Genomic DNA, 17,334 nt, shown 5'->3' on the forward strand with positions numbered 1-17,334 from the left:
CGGTCCGAAGCCGGAGACCCGGAGAATTACCCTTCGGCCTCACTGCGCGCCTGCCCCGCGAACGGCCCCGCACACACCGGGCACGCGAAAGCCCCGGCTGCCCTTCGAAGGGCAGCCGGGGCTTTCGTTCACCATGAACCGTGCGGTCAGGCGGCGACGACATCCACCGCTTCCGCGGGCGCCTTGATGGTCACCCGTCCCGTCGGTACGCCGGCGACAGAGACGGAATTGAGCATCGGGCGTACTGGCACAGGCACCGCATCACTGGCTGCTGCCGACGCGGCCAGCTCAGCCAGGGACAGTTCATCGCTCACTTCACGCATGAGCTCGGACATCCGTACGTCCAGCGCGTCGCAAATGGCGGAGAGCAGCTCGGAGGATGCCTCCTTCTGCCCCCGCTCCACCTCGGAGAGATAGCCGAGCGAGACTCGGGCGGACGAGGAGACTTCGCGCAGAGTACGGCCTTGGCGCTGGCGCTGCCGACGCAGCACGTCACCAAGCAGGCGACGGAGCAGAATCATCGGTGGCTCCCTCCTCGGACCGCGTAGCCGCATCCTTCACGCCCCACCGTACCGCCTTGCGCCGCGGCCGTGCGGGGAGCGATGTCGTGTTCACTCAGGGCTGCAAACATCAATTCCCCCCGTTCTGTTCCGTATCCTGTGCCCTCGCATATTCGCCGAGTTCGCCGGATAGCAGTTCGAGCAGGCTCCGTACACTCTCCTTACGGATGTCCGCCCTCCCGCCGTTCAACCTCAGCTCGGCGACTTTCCGTACGCCACCCGGCCCGGAGACGGCTATGTAGACCGTTCCGACAGGTTTGCCGTCCTGCGGCTCGGGGCCGGCGACGCCCGTCGTCGAGATGCCCCAGTCCGCGCCGAGAACCCGGCGCACGCCGACGGCCATCGCCCGGGCGACCTCGGGGTCCACGGCGCCGCGCTCCTCCAGGAGCCGGCCGTCGACGCCCAGCAGGTCACGCTTCAGGGGCGTGGCGTACGCCGTGACGGACCCGCGGAAGCTCCGCGAGGCTCCCGGTACGGAGGTGAGCTCGGCTGCCACCAGACCGCCCGTGAGGGACTCGGCGGCCCCGAGCGTCTCACCCCGCTCCTGAAGCTGCCGCAGCACCTTGGCCGCCCCGGAGGTCACCGCTCCGCCTCCGCGGCGCCCCGGCTGCCTGCCACGCGCTCCCCGACCGGTTCCCCAGCGGACTCCGCCGCCGGCTCCGGGCCGGGCTGCACCGGGGCGCCGGCCGTTCCGCCGACGCCGTCGGTCGCGATCCGCGCCCCGGCGGGAGCTCCCGTGTCCGCTGCCGCCGCGACCGCCTCCACGACGGCGGCCCGCTCGGCGGCGAGCCCGCGGCGGCGCAGCACGACGGCCTGGCGTACGTAATCGAGGCCGGTGACGACTGTCAGGACGACGGCGACCATCATCACCCAGAAGCGCAGAGTCGCCAGAGGGCCGGTCAGCGCCAGGACATACATCCCCACAGCAATGCCCTGGGCAAGGGTCTTCACCTTCCCGCCGCGACTGGCGGGGATCACCGAGTGCCGGATGACCCAGAAACGCATGAGGGTGATGCCGAGCTCACGGAAGAGGATCACGCCCGTGATCCACCAGGGCAGATCACCGAGCGAGGACAGACCGATCAGTGCCGCGCCCATGATCGCCTTGTCCGCGATCGGATCGGCGATCTTGCCGAAGTCGGTGACCAGGTTGTACGCGCGTGCCAGATGGCCGTCGAAGACGTCGGTGATCATGGCGATCGCGAAGGCCGCCCAGGCGAACGACCGCCAGACGGGGTCGTAGCCACCGTCGTGCAGGAGCAGCATCACGAAGCCCGGGACGAGCAGCAGCCGCACCATCGTGAGGATGTTCGCGATGTTCCACAGGCCCGCCTGGTTGACGGCCGCCCCGCCCAGCTTGCCGCCGCGGGCCGCCGGCGTCGCGCCGGAGCCGCCTGCCGCGGATGCCGGGGCTCCCGTCATCTGGCCGCCTCCGCAAGCTCGTGGTGTTCGGCCACGAGGTCCACTCCCTCGGTGCCCACTGCCTTCGCTTCGACCATACGGCCCGGCACGAGTCCTTCGCGTGCGGTGAAGACGACCTGTCCGTCCGTTTCCGGCGCCTGGTGGGCCGCCCGGCCCACCGCCACGGGCCCGTCCTCCTCGGAGTCCACGGACTCGACGAGGACCTGGAGGGTTTCACCGATCCGCTCCTCGGCCCGCTGCGAGGTCAGCTCCTCGGCGAGCTGCGAGATGTGCGCGAGACGCTCCGCGATGACATCGGCGTCCAGCTTGTTCTCGTAACCGACGGCCTCGGTGCCCTCCTCGTCGGAGTAGCCGAAGACTCCGATGGCGTCCAGGCGTGCGCCGGTGAGGAAGCGTTCCAGCTCGGCGAGGTCGGCCTCCGTCTCACCGGGGAACCCCACGATGAAGTTGGACCGCGCACCGGCCTGCGGCGCCTTCGACCGAATGGTGTCCAGGAGTTCGAGGAAGCGGTCCGTGTCACCGAAGCGCCGCATCGCGCGCAGGACCCCGGGGGCGGAGTGCTGGAACGAGAGGTCGAAGTAGGGGGCGACCTTGGGCGTCGAGGTGAGTACGTCGATCAGCCCCGGCCGCATCTCCGCCGGCTGCAGATAGCTGACGCGGATGCGCTCGATCCCGTCGACGTCGGCGAGCTCGGGCAGCAGGGTCTCCAGCAGTCTGATGTCCCCGAGGTCCTTGCCGTACGAGGTGTTGTTCTCGGAGACGAGCATGACCTCCTTGACGCCCTGCTCGGCGAGCCAGCGGGTCTCTCCGAGGACGTCGGAGGGGCGCCGGGAGATGAACGAACCGCGGAAGGACGGAATGGCGCAGAACGAGCAGCGCCGGTCACAGCCGGAGGCGAGCTTCACCGAGGCGACCGGGCTGGTCCCCAGCCTCCTGCGCAGCGGTGCCCGCGGTCCGGAGACCGGCGCGACACCTTCCGGGAGGTCCGCGGGAGCCGGTGCGATCTCCTGGGCGTGCCCGGGCAGCGCGACAGCGGCGTCCTGACGCTCGGCCGGGCTGATCGGCAGCAGCTTGCGCCGGTCACGGGGGGTGTGGGAGGCGTGGATGCCACCGTTGAGGATGGTCTGCAGGCGGTCGGAGATGTCGGCGTAGTCGTCGAATCCGAGGACTCCGTCCGCTTCCGGGAGCGCCTCGGCGAGGTCCTTGCCGTAGCGCTCGGCCATGCAGCCGACGGCCACGACGGCCTGGGTTCTGCCGTGATCCTTCAGATCGTTGGCTTCGAGCAGGGCATCGACGGAGTCCTTCTTGGCGGCCTCCACGAACCCACAGGTGTTGACGACGGCGACATCCGCGTCCGTGGCGTTCTCGACGAGCTCCCAGCCGTCCGCTGCCAAGCGGCCTGCGAGCTCCTCCGAGTCCACCTCGTTACGGGCGCAGCCAAGAGTGACAAGGGCGACGGTACGGCGTTCGGGCATGGGCTCAAGACTACTTTGTCCCGGCACTCGCCCTGCCGTGCAGGGTTCACCGCTACGGGGAGTGACCGAACAGCCGGTGAAGACGGGGGAAAAAACGACGGTGAGTGCCGGCTCCTGCCGGGCACTCACCGTCGGGAAGACGCGGGTGGAGAGAGGTCAGCCGACCTCGGGGTCACCCTTGGTGTACGAAAGCCGTTCGACCTGACCCGATTCGAACTGGTCGTCGACCTTCTTGCCGTTCACGAAGAGATCGATCGCTCCGGCGTCTCCGAGGACGAGGTCGACCCGCTCCTTGTCCTGGAAGGTCTTGGTGTCGCCCTGGGCGAGCAGGCCGTCGAAGAGCAACCGCCCGTTGTGATCCTTGGCGGAGATCCAGCTCTTGCCCTCGGTGGCACTCAGCCTCACGGTCACCTTGTCGCGCGGGGCCGCGGCGATGGCGCTTTCGGAGGGGACGGGCTTGGGGTCGGCCGGCTTGGCAGTGGTGGGCTTTGGAGTGGTCTTGTCGGGAGTCGAGCCCTCGGCCACCTGTGCCGAACCCGACCCCTCGTCCTCGCCGCTGAAGAGTGTGAAGCCGACGAAGCCGACCACGGCGACGATCGCGGCGACCATGGCCGCGGTCCAGTTGGGCCGACGGGGCTCGGAGCGGATCCGCTCCGCCTCGAACAGCGGGGCAGCGGGCGTGGGCGCGGGGCGGCCGCCGTGCTCGGCGTCGAACTCCGCGATCAGTGGATCGGGGTCGATCCGGACGGCACGGGCGAGCATGCGGATATGACCGCGGGCGTACACGTCGCCGCCGCAGCGGGAGAAGTCGTCCTCCTCGATCGCGTGCACGATGGGGATGCGCACCCGGGTGGAGCTGCTGACTTCCTCGACCGTCAGACCTGCGGCGATGCGAGCCTGCAAAAGCGCGCGACCGATCGAAGGGCGGTCGTCTTCGGGGGAGTTGCCGATGGACACGGGGGCGCCTTTCGAGCGTGAGCCACCTGCTGGATGTTCAGTCTAGGGGTGGTACGAAAGGGTGGGGCAACCGGGAGCGACGACTTTGTACGCCATCGGGTTCGCCGGGGAGCCCCTCGGGCAGGACGGAGGACGGAGCACCGGACGGACCATCCCGCTGCTCCCTTCTTCAACTTGACGTACGGCCGGGCGAAACGGTTGCCCGCAAAACTCTTACGAAGCGGTTTCCCCGCGAATGACGGCCAACACACCGTCGAGCTCGTCCGGTTTCACCATGACATCGCGCGCCTTGGAACCCTCGCTGGGACCCACGATGTTGCGCGACTCCATCAGGTCCATCAGCCGTCCGGCCTTGGCGAAGCCGACGCGCAGCTTGCGCTGGAGCATCGATGTCGAGCCGAACTGTGTGGACACGACCAGCTCGGCCGCCTGACAGAGCAGATCGAGGTCGTCACCGATGTCCTCGTCGATCTCCTTCTTCTGCTTGGTGCCGACCACGACGTCCTCGCGGAAGACCGGCGCCATCTGATCCTTGCAGTGCTGGACGACGGCCGCGACCTCGCCCTCGGTGACGAAGGCCCCCTGCATACGGGTCGGCTTGTTCGCCCCCATCGGCAGGAAGAGGCCGTCGCCCTTGCCGATGAGCTTCTCGGCGCCGGGCTGATCGAGGATGACCCGGCTGTCGGCGAGCGACGAGGTCGCGAAGGCGAGCCGGGAGGGCACGTTCGCCTTGATCAGACCTGTCACGACGTCGACCGAGGGGCGCTGGGTGGCGAGGACCAGATGGATGCCGGCGGCACGCGCCAGCTGGGTGATCCGGACGATGGAGTCCTCGACGTCACGCGGAGCCACCATCATGAGGTCCGCCAGCTCGTCGACGATGACCAGCAGGTACGGGTAGGGCGAGAGCTCACGCTCGCTCCCCTCGGGCGCCTTGGCCTTGCCGGTGCGGACCGCGTGGTTGAAGTCGTCGATGTGCCGGAAGCCGTAGGCCGCGAGGTCGTCGTAGCGCAGGTCCATCTCCCGCACGACCCACTGGAGTGCCTCGGCGGCCTTCTTCGGGTTGGTGATGATGGGCGTGATGAGGTGCGGGATGCCCTCGTAGGCCGTGAGCTCGACGCGCTTCGGGTCGACGAGCACCATCCGCACGTCCTCGGGTGTCGCCCGCACCATGACCGAGGTGATCAGACAGTTGATGCAGGAGGACTTCCCGGAACCGGTCGCACCGGCGACCAGGACGTGCGGCATGTTCGCCAGGTTGGCCATCTCGTAGCCGCCCTCGACGTTCTTGCCGAGCGCCACCAGCATGGGGTGGTCGTCCTCGGCCGCGTCCGCGAGACGCAGGACGTCTCCGAGATTGACCATCTCCCGGTCGGAGTTGGGGATTTCGATGCCGACGGCGGACTTTCCGGGGATCGGGGAGATGATCCGGACGTCCGGGCTGGCGACGGCATAGGCGATGTTCTTGGTGAGGGCGGTGATCCGCTCGACCTTGACGGCGGGGCCGAGTTCCACCTCGTACCGCGTGACGGTCGGGCCGCGGGTGAAGCCGGTGACGGCCGCGTCCACCTTGAACTCCGTGAAGACGGTGGTCAGAGAGGCGACGACCGCGTCGTTGGCGGCGCTGCGCGTCTTGCCGGGGCCACCGCGCTCCAGAAGGTCCAGCGAGGGCAGGGAGTAGGTGATGTCGCCGGAGAGCTGCAGCTGCTCGGCCCGGTTGGGCAGCCCCTCGGGCCGCTCGGGGGCCGGCTTGGTCAGATCGGGGACGCTGTCCTCGGAGGACGAGGCACCCTTCTCCTGGCGCCCGCCACGGGACGGGGTCTTCTCGGCCGACCGTGCCCCGGGCACCGGGGTACCGGTCCGCTCACGGTCCCGCTCGGTGGAGACGCCCTGGGTCAGATCGGCGACGACGGGCGAGGGCGGCATTCCGTTGAGCACCGCCCCGTCGAGCGCGGCCGCCGCGGCTGCCGCGACGTCGACGGCGTCCAGGGGCCGGTTCATCGCGGGCTGCGCGGACGGCCTGCGGGGCCGGCGCCGCTTGGCCGGCGCCTCGCCCTCGGCCTGGTCCGGGTCGTACGCGTCGTCGGGCTCCGGGCGGCGTGCCGAGGCACGACGGGTGCGCTCGGGCAGCCCTTCGCGCCACTGCTCGTCGTACCGCTCGTCGTCGCTCCCGCCCTCCTCGCCCGGTACGTCCACCGGGTCGACGATGCCGAGCCTGACCCCGAGCTGCCGCAGCCGCCGGGGAATGGCGTTGACCGGAGTGGCGGTGACGACCAGGAGTCCGAAGACCGTCAGCAGCAGGAGCAGCGGGACGGCGAGGACCTCACCCATGGTGTAGACGAGGGGCTGGGAAGCGGCCCAGCCGATGAGGCCGCCCGCGTCCTGCATGGCCCCGGTGCCGTCCTCGCGGCCCGGCGATCCGCAGGCGATGTGGACCTGCCCGAGCACGCCGATGACGAGGGCGGAGAGCCCGATCACGATGCGGCCGTTGGCCTCGGGCTTCTCCGGATAGAGAATCAGCCGTACGGCGACGGCGCCCAGCAGTATCGGCACCAGCAGGTCGAGCCGGCCGAACGCCCCGGTCACCAGCATCTCGACGAGATCACCCACGGGGCCCCGCAGGTGCGACCATGTGCCGGCCGCCACGACCAGCGCGAGCCCCAGGAGCAGCAGCGCGAGCCCGTCCTTGCGGTGTGCCGGGTCAAGTCCTTTCGCACCGCGCCCTATGGAGCGGAACACAGCCCCGACGCCGTGCGCGGTACCCAGCCACATGGCGCGGACGAGCCTGTACACGCCACCTGTGGGGGACGGTGCGGGCTTGGGCGGGGGCTTCTTCGCGGCAGCCTTCTTGGCCGGTGCCTTTTTGACGGGCACCGTCTTCTTCGCCGCCGCCTTCTTGGCGGGCGCTGCTTTCTTCGCCGGTCCCTGGGTGCGGCCGGCACGCTTCGCGGTGCCCGCCGTGCCCAGGGAACCCTTGCCGGACGTACGTGAGGCCATGTGACTGAGGTTACCGGTGCCGACGCCGGTGGACACGTGTGCCTACGGCTTCACCCGTCCGTGTCGTCCTTGCACAGGCGTAGAACTGACACCCCCTCAGCGGGGCAGGTCAGCTCTGCGAGGGCAGGGGCGCCGCGGAACCGCCCGCCCCGGGCTCCAGCGCGTCGAGCGCGCGGCGCAGTCCCGTGAGCTTGCGCTCGAGATGGGCGGCCGTGGCCACTGCGGCCGCGTCCGCCGATTCGTCGTCCAACTGCTTGGAGAGTGCCTCCGCCTGCTCCTCGACCGCGGCGAGCCGGGCCGAGAGCTCCGCGAGCAGACCCGCCGGCTCCTTCTCGTCGGCGCCCTGATGGGCACCGCCTTCGAGCTGGAGCCGCAGCAGTGACGCCTGTTCGCGCAGCTGGCAGTTCTTCATGTAGAGCTCGACGAAGACCGAGACCTTGGCGCGCAGCACCCAGGGGTCGAAGGGCTTCGAGATGTAGTCCACCGCGCCCGCCGCGTAACCACGGAACGTGTGGTGCGGGCCGTGGTTGATCGCGGTCAGGAAGATGATCGGGATGTCCCGGGTCCGCTCCCGCCGCTTGATGTGCGCGGCCGTCTCGAATCCGTCCATGCCGGGCATCTGTACGTCCAGCAGAATAACCGCGAAATCGTCCGTGAGCAGCGCCTTGAGCGCTTCCTCCCCTGACGATGCCCGTACCAGTGTCTGATCGAGCGCAGAGAGGATGGCCTCCAGCGCCAGCAGATTCTCCGGCCGGTCATCGACCAGGAGGATCTTGGCCTTCTGCACCATGGCCCGTCCTCCTCGTCCCGGAATCGCACCGGGTGCCGCCCCAGGGGACGACTCCCTTACGCCGTCCGTCCTTGTGCCGGTCATGGTAGCCGCACCCCGCCCGTCACCACACCCTGTCACCGCGATGTCACTGTGCACATAGCGAAAACGCTGTCGAAGACCAGAAGGTTCCCCGGAATCCGCACACTCACACCCCGCAGCACACAGCAGGACGACGAATTCCGGCGAGCCGCTCCCCGCCCGGTCACTCTCCGCGCATCCACTTCTCCATCACCGACAGCAGATGGTCGGAGTCGACCGGCTTGGTCACATAGTCGGAGGCTCCGCAGTCGATCGCCTTCTCGCGGTCCCCCTTCATGGCCTTGGCGGTCAGCGCGACGATCGGCAGACCCGTGAACTGAGGCATCCGGCGGATCGCTGTCGTCGTCGCATAGCCGTCCATCTCGGGCATCATGATGTCCATCAGAACGATCGTCACATCATCGTGCTGCTCCAGGACTTCGATGCCCTCGCGCCCGTTCTCCGCGTACAGCACCGAAAGCCCGTGCTGCTCCAGCACGCTGGTGAGGGCGAAGACGTTACGGATGTCGTCGTCGACGATGAGCACCTTCTCCCCGTGGAAGCGGAACGTCCGGCGGGGTGCCTGCTCCTCCTGCGTGCTCTGCACCCATTCCTCCGGCGCGGCGCTGCTCTCCTCCCCGGAGCCGCCGTTCGCCAGGGCGGGCCGCTGTGCCGTGCCTCCCAGCGCCTTGCGGCGGCGCCGGAAGACCCCTGCGGAGTTGGCGGGGTCGCCCAGGGGCGGCTCGGTCCCGGTGCTCTGCGGCGCCTCCAGGTGCAGTGCGCCCTCGGTGGAACTCGCGTGGACCTCGATGGGGCCGGGCCCCATCTGCGGATAACCCTGCGGAGGCAGCTCGCTCGGGTGCAGGGGCAGATACAGCGTGAAGGTCGAGCCACGGCCCGGTTCGCTCGCCGCGTGGATCTCACCGCCCAGCAGCCGGGCGATCTCCCGGCTGATGGAGAGGCCGAGACCCGTGCCCCCGTACTTACGGCTGGTCGTCCCGTCCGCCTGCTTGAACGCCTCGAAGATCACCAGCATCTTGCTCGACGCGATGCCGATCCCGGTGTCGGTGACCGAGAAGGCGATCAGGTCGCCGTCGGCGTCACGCAACGAGCCGGCCTCCAGCAGGTGTTCCCTGATGGCGTTCGGGACATCCGCGCCGGCCGGCCGGATGACCAGCTCCACGGCGCCGCTGTCGGTGAACTTCACCGCGTTGGACAGAAGGTTGCGCAGGACCTGCAGCAGCCGCTGCTCGTCCGTGTGCAGCGTGGCGGGGAGCTCCGGGGACACCCGTACGGAGAAGTCGAGCCCCTTCTCCGCGGTGAGCGGCCGGAACGTCGCCTCCACGTAGTCGACCAGCTGCACCAGGGCGATCCGGGTCGGGCTGACGTCCATCTTGCCCGCCTCGACCTTGGACAGGTCGAGGATGTCGTTGATCAGCTGGAGCAGGTCGGAGCCCGCCCCGTGGATCGTCTCCGCGAACTCCACCTGCTTGGGCGAGAGGTTCCCCTCGGCGTTGTCGGCGAGCAGCTTGGCCAGGATGAGCAGCGAGTTGAGCGGCGTACGCAGCTCGTGCGACATGTTGGCCAGGAACTCGGATTTGTAGCGCATCGAGACGGCGAGCTGCTCCGCGCGCTCCTCCAGGACCTGCCGCGCCTCCTCGATCTCGGTGTTCTTCACCTCGATGTCGCGGTTCTGCTGGGCGAGCAGTTCGGCCTTCTCCTCCAGCTCGGCGTTGGATGCCTGCAGCGCCTTCTGCCGGTTCTCGAGCTCCTGCGAACGGTCACGCAGCTGCTCGGTGAGCTCCTGGGACTGTTCCAGGAGCTTCTCGGTCTTCGTGTTGACGCTGATGGTGTTGACGCTCGTGGCGATCATCTCGGCGAGCTGGTTGAGGAAGTCCCGCTGAATGTGCGTGAACGGCTGGAACGACGCCAGCTCGATGACGCCGAGCACCTGGCCCTCGAAGAGCACCGGCAGCACGATCACATGCGCGGGCGGCGCCTCCCCGAGTCCGGAGGAGATCTTCAGATACCCCGGCGGCACGTTGTCCACCTGGATCGTCCGCTTCTCCTCGGCCGCCGTGCCGATGAGCGTCTCACCGGGCCGGAAGGAGGTCGGCATGGAGCCGGCGGAATAGCCGTAACTGCCGCGCATCCGCAGCTCGTACGAGCTCTCCCTGCCGCTGTCCGACCCGACCTCGTCGCCGTCCCCGGTGGTCATCGCCAGGAAGAACGCACCGTGCTGGGCCGAGACGACCGGCGTCAGCTCGCTCATGATCAGCGAGGCGACGTCGTCCAGATCCCGGCGGCCCTGCATCAGACCGGAGATGCGGGCGAGGTTGCCCTTGAGCCAGTCCTGCTCCTTGTTAGCCAGCGTGGTGTCGCGCAGATTGGCGATCATCGTATTGATGTTGTCCTGCAGCACCTGAATCTCGCCGGCCGCGTCGACGTCGATCTTGAGGTTGAGATCGCCGCGGGTCACCGCGGTGGCGACGGCCGCGATGGCGCGCACCTGACGGGTCAGGTTCCCCGCCATCTCGTTCACCGACTCGGTGAGGTCGCGCCAGGTCCCGTCGACGTCCCTGACCCTGGCCTGGCCTCCCAGCTGTCCCTCGGTGCCCACCTCGCGGGCCACCCGGGTCACCTGCTCGGCGAAGGAGGAGAGCTGGTCGACCATCGTGTTGATGGTGTTCTTCAGCTCCTGGATCTCACCGCGCGCATCGATGTCGATCTTCTTGGTGAGATCGCCCTTGGCGATGGCGGTGGTGACCGTGGCGATCTGGCGCACCTGACCGGTCAGGTTCGACGCCATCGAGTTCACCGACTCGGTGAGGTCCTTCCAGGTGCCCGAGACCCCAGGGACACGCGCCTGGCCTCCCAGCTCTCCCTCGGTGCCCACCTCGCGCGCCACCCGGGTCACCTCGTCGGCGAACGAGGACAGGGTCGTCACCATCGTGTTGACGGTGTCGGCGAGTTCGGCGACCTCGCCCCGCGCCTCGACCGTCACCTTCTTCGTCAGGTCACCGTTGGCGACCGCGGAGGAGACCCGGGAGATGTTCCGCACCTGGCTGGTCAGGTTGTTGGCCATCAGGTTGACGTTCTCGCTGAGGTCCTTCCAGATGCCGGTGGCACCGCGTACCCGGGCCTGACCGCCGAGGATGCCCTCCGTGCCCACCTCACGGGCGACCCTCGTGACCTCGTCACCGAAGTTCATCAGCTGGTCGACCATCGTGTTGACGGTCGTCACCAGTTCGAGGATCTCGCCCTTGGCGTCGACGGTGATCTTCTTGGAGAGATCGCCCTTCGCGACCGCAGTGGTCACCTCTGCGATGTTGCGCACCTGGAGCGTCAGGTTGTTCGCCATGCCGTTGACGGACTGGGTGAGGTCCTTCCACGTCCCGGAGACGCCCTGCACCTCCGCCTGCCCGCCGAGGATGCCCTCCGTGCCCACCTCGCGGGCGACCCGGGTCACCTGCTCCGCGAAGTTGGAGAGCTGGTCGACCATGGTGTTGAGGGTGTTCTTCAGCTCCAGGATCTCGCCCCGTGCGTCCACATCGATCTTCTGCGACAGGTCACCCCGGGCGACCGCCGTGGCGACCTGCGCGATGTTACGGACCTGGGCGGTGAGGTTACCCGCCATGCCGTTCACCGAGTCGGTCAGGTCGCGCCACACGCCTGCCACACCGGGCACCTGGGCCTGGCCGCCGAGGCGGCCGTCCGTGCCCACCTCACGGGCCACCCGCGTCACCTGGTCGGCGAAGGCGGAGAGCTGGTCGACCATGGTGTTGATGGTGTTCTTCAGCTCGAGGATCTCGCCCCGGGCGTCCACATCGATCTTCTGCGACAGGTCACCCCGGGCGACCGCCGTGGTCACCTGGGCGATCTGGCGCACCTGGGAGGTCAGGTTCCCCGCCATGAAGTTGACGGAGTCGGTGAGCTCCTTCCACGTGCCGGAGACGCCGTCGACACGCGCCTGACCGCCCAGGCGGCCCTCCGTGCCCACGTCCCGTGCCATCCGCGTCACCTGGTCGGCGAAGTTGGACAGCTGCGCCACCATCGTGTTGACGGTGTTCTTCAGCTCCAGCATCTCGCCGGCCACGTCGACGGTGACCTTCTGCGACAGGTCACCGTTGGCGACGGCCGTGGTCACCTGCGCGATGTCACGTACCTGACCGGTGAGGTTACGGAAGGCGGTGTTCACCGAGTCGGTGAGGTCCTTCCACGTCCCTGCCGCCCCCGGCACCTCCGCCTGGCCGCCGAGACGGCCCTCGACCCCGACCTCCCGGGCGACCCGTGTGACCTCCGAGCCGAAGGCCTGGAGCTGGTCCACCATCGTGTTGACGGTGTTCTTCAGCTCCAGCATCTCGCCGGCCACATCGACGGTGACCTTCTGCGTCATGTCACCGCTGGCCACCGCGGTGGTCACCTGCGCGATGTCACGCACCTGTGTCGTCAGGTTCCGGAAGACCGTGTTCACCGAGTCGGTGAGGTCCTTCCAGGTGCCCGCCGCGCCCGGCACCTGTGCCTGGCCGCCGAGCAGACCCTCGCCCCCGACCTCACTCGCCACGCGCGTCACCTCGTCGGCGAAGGTGCGCAGCGTCTCGGTCATCTGGTTGATCGTCTCGGCGAGTTGCGCGACCTCGCCGCGGGCGCTCACCGTGACCTTCTGGGACAGATCGCCGTTGGCGACCGCCGTCGTCACCTCTGCGATACCGCGTACCTGGGACGTGAGGTTGCCGGCCATCGTGTTGACGGAGTCGGTGAGGTCCTTCCAGACTCCGGCCACCCCCGGCACGGTCGCCTGCCCGCCCAGTTCCCCTTCGGTGCCCACCTCGCGGGCGACCCGGGTCACCTCGGAGGAGAACGACGACAGCTGGTCCACCATCGTGTTGACGGTGTTCTTGAGCTGGAGCATCTCACCGGCCACATGGACGGTGACCTTCCGTGACAGGTCTCCCTTGGCCACGGCGGTCGTCACCAGGGCGATGTCGCGCACCTGGGCCGTGAGGCGGTAGGCCATGGTGTTGACGGAGTCCGTGAGGTCCTTCCAGGACCCGGACATGCCGCGCACCTGGGCCTGACCGCCCAGCTTGCCCTCGGTGCCCACCTCGACCGCCACGCGCGTCACCTGTTCGGTGAACGCGGACAGTTGGTCGACCAGGTTGTTGACCGTGCGGGCGACCTTCAGGAACTCCCCGCGGAGCGGGCGTACGGTCTCGTCCGGTGCGTGGGTACGCAGTTCCATCCGCTGTTCGAGGTCGCCGTCGGCGACCGCGGAGAGTACCCGTCCGACTTCGGACACAGGTCGCGCCAAGTCGTCGACGAGCTCGTTCGAGGCGTCGATCGCGGCCGCCCAGGAGCCTTCACAGGCGCCGGTCTCCAGGCGCTCGGTGAGTTTCCCCTCCCGCCCCACCACGCGCCTCACACGGGCGAGCTCGCCCGTCAGGTGCAGATTACGGTCGGCCACCTCGTTGAAGACGGCGGCGATCTCCGTGAGGACGCCGTCCCCGGAGACGGTGAGCCTCCTGCGGAAGTTGCCGTCACGCATCGCCACCAGGGCCGCGAGCAGTCTGTTCAGAGCTGCCGCGTCCACTTCGATGGTCCCATTGCGCTGCTTTTTCACGGACTGCCCGCCTTTTGTGCGCGTTCCTGAACCCCGCGCCGCCACGCCAGACTCCACCGTGTCCCTCCCGCAGGGGTTGACCGTATCGCTCGGGCCGTTGTCGGAAGCTTGCCCACTTCCACTTTGACTCACCGCCACAGCACACCGTCGACGGGTGACTATGCGGTCGTCAAATCGTTGAAACGTACCAGGCCGGAACGGGAAGGCGAGGACAGTCCCATGGTCGTCCCATTTTCCTCACCGGGGGCCCCATAGTTGTGCGCCGGGCGCACGACCACCGGGAGCACCGCGTACCCAAGTCCGCCCTCGTGTACCCGGGACACCGGGCGAACGTCTAGCCTGGCAGACGAATCGAAGCGGCGACATACGGGCACAGGACTCGGGGAAGCGACGAGACACCATATGGGGAGTGCTGTGATCACCGCGCGCGCGGCTGCCACCTTCGATCCGGTCGGACGCTCGGTCGCGACCGCCCGCGCGTTCGTCCGCGACACCCTGCAGGGGTGGGGTTATACGGACGTCGTTGACGACGCCGTCGTTCTTACCAGTGAACTCGTGACCAATGCGGTCGTGCACGCGGGTACGGCCGCCGACGTGCTCTGTCTGCGCACCGAGGACGGCGTACGCGTCGAGGTCTCCGACCACTACCCGGAGCGGGAGGTACCGCTCCAGAGTTCCGGCCTCGACTTCGGAAGCCCGGACCGGGAGGGCGGGCGTGGCCTGCTCCTCTGTGCGGCTCTCGCTTCCCGGTGGGGCGTCGAGTACACACCGACGCACAAACACGTCTGGTTCCAGCTCGACCTTCCCGAACGCCCTGTGGGTATCCGCTCGGCCAGTCCTGTCCTGCCCACCGCTCTCCTGCCGGTGGCGGAGCAGCGGGTCCGGGTCGCCGTCGTACAGATCGACGGTTCCGGGTCCATCGCCTCGTGGAACGACGACGCGTCCTTCCTCTTCGGTTACGGAGCCGAGCAGGTGGACGGAAAGCAGTTCACCGACTTCGTGGCGTGGCCGCACACGCCGGGGACCAACACCGGCATCGCAGACGCACTGCAGCTCTCCCGGTGGGAGGGCAGCTACGGCCTCCGCGGCGCCGACGGCCGTGTCATCCCGGTCTACGCCTCGCACCTCAGAGTCCGCGATGCCGGCGGGGAGCCTTCCACCGTCTGCCTCCTCGTGCGCGATTACGAACGTGCCGTGCTCCAGACGCCGGTGCGCGCCCCCGTGTCCGACACCTCGGCCGAGAACCGCACCACGGATCCGTTCGAGATCTTCATCGGCTCACCGGCCCCGGACGACCTCGACGGACTGCTGCAGCGCACGGTCGAGCGGGCGCGCGACATGCTGGACGCCGACGCCGCCTTCCTGCTGCTGGCCACCGACGACGAGACGGAGCTGGAGGTGCGCGCGACCACCGGCCTTCCCTCGGCCCGTCAGCGCTTCGCACGGGTCCCTGTCGAGGCCGGCACGGGCCGCTACGGGTCCGCCCGCATGCCCGCCGTCCACGAGGACCTCACGGTGGTCCCGGGCGCCGTACCGCTGCTCAGCGACACCGGGATGCGCTCGGTCGTCACGGTCCCGCTCAAGGTCGAGGGCCGTCTCACCGGCTCCCTCGGGGTCGCCGCCGAAGCGGCGGGCAGGTACTCCAACGAGGAGGCACTGCGGCTGCAGTTCGCCGCGGACCGCATCGCGCTGGCCGTCGAGTCGGCCAGGCTGGGCGAGCTGGAACGACTGCGCCGCGGCTCGCTGTCCTTCCTCGTCGAGGCGTCCGACCTGCTGGCCGGAACCCTGGACAGGGACCAGACCCTGGCACTGATGGCGCAGATGACCGTGCCCACCCTTGCCACCTGGTGCGCCGTCTACACCATCGCGGACCAGTCGTCGGAGCCGTACCTCTCCTATGTCCTCCACGAGGACGAGGAGCGCATCGACGGCCTCAAGGCCCTGCTCTCCTCCATCGATCCGCCGGACCCCGTCCCGGCCCCCGGAGCCCGCCTCTGGCCGGCGCCCGCGGAAGCCGGCCACCAGGCCGCCCTGCGCACCTCCAAGCGCACCCTGGGCAGGGACGCGCCCCTGAGCATGGGCGCCGCCGCCCGTACGACGCTGGCCACCGCGGCGGCGGTGGGAGGCGAGACCGTGGTGCTGCCCCTGGTGGCGAGAAACCGCGTGATCGGCATGCTCACGCTCGGCAAGCCGTCCGACGAGCATTTCCGCCAGGAGATCCTGGAGCTCGCCGAGGACCTGTCCAGGCGGGCCGCTCTGGCCCTCGACAACGCCCGCCTGTACTCCGAGCGCATGGCCATCAGCCAGTCCCTCCAGCGCAGCCTCCTCCCGCCCGGCCTGCCCGACGTGCCCAACGTCGAGATCGAGGTCATCTACCGTGCGGCGGGCGAGGGCAACGAGGTCGGCGGCGATTTCTACGACGTGTTCCCGATCCGCGACGGTGCTTACGGCTTCGCCATCGGCGACGTCTGCGGTACGGGCCCGGAGGCGGCGGCCGTCACCGGCCTCGCCCGTCACGCCCTGCGCCTGCTGGCCCGCGAGGGGTTCGGGGGCCCCGCGGTGCTGGAGCGACTCAACGCCGCCATCCTGGACGAAGGCGCGCGCAGCCGTTTCCTCACGCTTCTCTACGGGGAGTTGTGGCCCCAGGAGGACGGGAGTGCGCTGCTGAAGGTCGTCTGCGCCGGCCATCCTCTCCCTCTGCGTCTGCGTCAGGACGGCACCGTGGAGGCGGCGGCGGAGCCCCAGCCCCTCCTGGGAGTCATCGAGGACCTCGAGCTCTACGAGCAGGAGGTCACTCTGGAGCCGGGCGATGTACTCCTGTGTGTGACGGACGGAGTCACCGAACGCCGCGAGGGGACCCGCATGCTGGGCGACGACGGCCTGGCCGACGTCCTCGCCGTGTGTACGGGCCTGACGGCCGGCGCGGTGGCGGGGCGCATCCTGCGGGCGGTCGAGCGTTTCGCAGCGGAGCCGGCATCCGACGACATGGCCATCCTGGCCATGCGGGTCCCGGAACCGCAGAGCCTCTAAGGACCTGGTTCCTCAGCTCCCCCGGGATTCCTCGGGACATGAGAAAGGCCCCCGCCGGTGGCGGGGGCCTTTCTCTGTGCTGAGCCCCAATGCGGAATCGAACCGCAGACCTTCTCCTTACCATGGAGACGCTCTACCGACTGAGCTATTGGGGCCTGCTGCCTTGCGGCAACGGGATAAAGCATACCCCGAACCCGGGGGTGCTCAGAACCATCGGTTCGAAGTTTCCGCCCGGGGTTTCCCACGGCAGCGTAGCCGCCGTCTCGGACACCCCTGCCCCCTTCCGTCCCGTTCCCTCCAGGGACGGCGGTCAGGCAGGGCGGCCTACCGTGAACGCAGAAAAGCCCCGTGCCACAAGGGCACGGGGCTTTCCCGGAATAATTGTTCGGCGGCGTCCTACTCTCCCACAGGGTCCCCCCTGCA

The 17,334-nt window shown here is 68.9% G+C and carries 9 protein-coding genes and 1 tRNA gene; 1 reads left to right on the forward strand and 9 read right to left on the reverse strand.

What is annotated here, in order from left to right; translation table 11 throughout:
• Window positions 1-146: 146 nt before the first annotated feature.
• From AB0P41_RS28820 to AB0P41_RS28855, 8 genes are all read right to left on the reverse strand, one after another.
• On the reverse strand, window positions 147-521 hold the full coding sequence (locus tag AB0P41_RS28820) for a helix-turn-helix transcriptional regulator (RefSeq protein WP_356710124.1): 375 nt from the start codon (window positions 519-521) through the stop codon (window positions 147-149).
• 109 nt (window positions 522-630) lie between these two features.
• Window positions 631-1,143, reverse strand: coding sequence for a CinA family protein (locus AB0P41_RS28825; RefSeq protein ID WP_356710122.1), 513 nt, complete (start codon window positions 1,141-1,143; stop codon window positions 631-633).
• Window positions 1,140-1,982 carry a CDP-diacylglycerol--glycerol-3-phosphate 3-phosphatidyltransferase gene (gene pgsA / locus AB0P41_RS28830; protein ID WP_356710120.1) on the reverse strand — a complete coding sequence of 281 codons (843 nt, stop codon included), beginning with the start codon at window positions 1,980-1,982 and terminating at the stop codon, window positions 1,140-1,142. Before pgsA ends, AB0P41_RS28825 begins: the two co-directional genes overlap by 4 nt.
• On the reverse strand, window positions 1,979-3,457 hold the full coding sequence (gene rimO, locus AB0P41_RS28835) for a 30S ribosomal protein S12 methylthiotransferase RimO (protein WP_356710118.1): 1,479 nt from the start codon (window positions 3,455-3,457) through the stop codon (window positions 1,979-1,981). The genes pgsA and rimO overlap by 4 nt, the downstream gene beginning before the upstream one ends.
• Before the next feature lie 156 nt (window positions 3,458-3,613).
• On the reverse strand, window positions 3,614-4,414 hold the full coding sequence (locus tag AB0P41_RS28840; protein WP_365934951.1) for a RodZ domain-containing protein: 801 nt from the start codon (window positions 4,412-4,414) through the stop codon (window positions 3,614-3,616).
• A 213-nt stretch (window positions 4,415-4,627) separates the two neighbouring features.
• On the reverse strand, window positions 4,628-7,411 hold the full coding sequence (locus AB0P41_RS28845; protein ID WP_356710114.1) for a DNA translocase FtsK: 2,784 nt from the start codon (window positions 7,409-7,411) through the stop codon (window positions 4,628-4,630).
• Between the two features lie 109 nt (window positions 7,412-7,520).
• Window positions 7,521-8,201, reverse strand: a complete 681-nt coding sequence (locus tag AB0P41_RS28850; protein ID WP_356710112.1) for a response regulator — start codon at window positions 8,199-8,201, stop codon at window positions 7,521-7,523.
• A gap of 244 nt (window positions 8,202-8,445) precedes the next feature.
• Complete coding sequence (locus AB0P41_RS28855; protein ID WP_356710110.1) at window positions 8,446-13,881, reverse strand: HAMP domain-containing protein; 5,436 nt, start codon at window positions 13,879-13,881, stop codon at window positions 8,446-8,448.
• A 402-nt stretch (window positions 13,882-14,283) separates the two neighbouring features.
• Between AB0P41_RS28855 and AB0P41_RS28860 the strand changes: the two genes are divergently transcribed.
• On the forward strand, window positions 14,284-16,911 hold the full coding sequence (locus AB0P41_RS28860) for a SpoIIE family protein phosphatase (RefSeq protein WP_365934954.1): 2,628 nt from the start codon (window positions 14,284-14,286) through the stop codon (window positions 16,909-16,911).
• An 82-nt stretch (window positions 16,912-16,993) separates the two neighbouring features.
• Here AB0P41_RS28860 and AB0P41_RS28865 read toward each other — a convergent pair.
• Window positions 16,994-17,066, reverse strand: a tRNA-Thr gene (locus AB0P41_RS28865).
• Window positions 17,067-17,334 lie beyond the last annotated feature (268 nt).

The organism is Streptomyces sp. NPDC079167, from assembly GCF_040686735.1.
In the GTDB taxonomy this organism is placed as follows: domain Bacteria; phylum Actinomycetota; class Actinomycetes; order Streptomycetales; family Streptomycetaceae; genus Streptomyces.

What these genes read in the sequence shown, in the direction of transcription:
- AB0P41_RS28820 (WP_356710124.1), bottom strand. Translation starts at nt 521, where the DNA reads ATGATTCTGCTCCGTCGCCTGCTTGGTGACGTGCTGCGTCGGCAGCGC.
- pgsA (WP_356710120.1), bottom strand. Translation starts at nt 1,982, where the DNA reads ATGACGGGAGCCCCGGCATCCGCGGCAGGCGGCTCCGGCGCGACGCCG.
- rimO (WP_356710118.1), bottom strand. Translation starts at nt 3,457, where the DNA reads ATGCCCGAACGCCGTACCGTCGCCCTTGTCACTCTTGGCTGCGCCCGT.
- AB0P41_RS28845 (WP_356710114.1), bottom strand. Translation starts at nt 7,411, where the DNA reads ATGGCCTCACGTACGTCCGGCAAGGGTTCCCTGGGCACGGCGGGCACC.
- AB0P41_RS28850 (WP_356710112.1), bottom strand. Translation starts at nt 8,201, where the DNA reads ATGGTGCAGAAGGCCAAGATCCTCCTGGTCGATGACCGGCCGGAGAAT.
- AB0P41_RS28860 (WP_365934954.1), top strand. Translation starts at nt 14,284, where the DNA reads ATGGGGAGTGCTGTGATCACCGCGCGCGCGGCTGCCACCTTCGATCCG.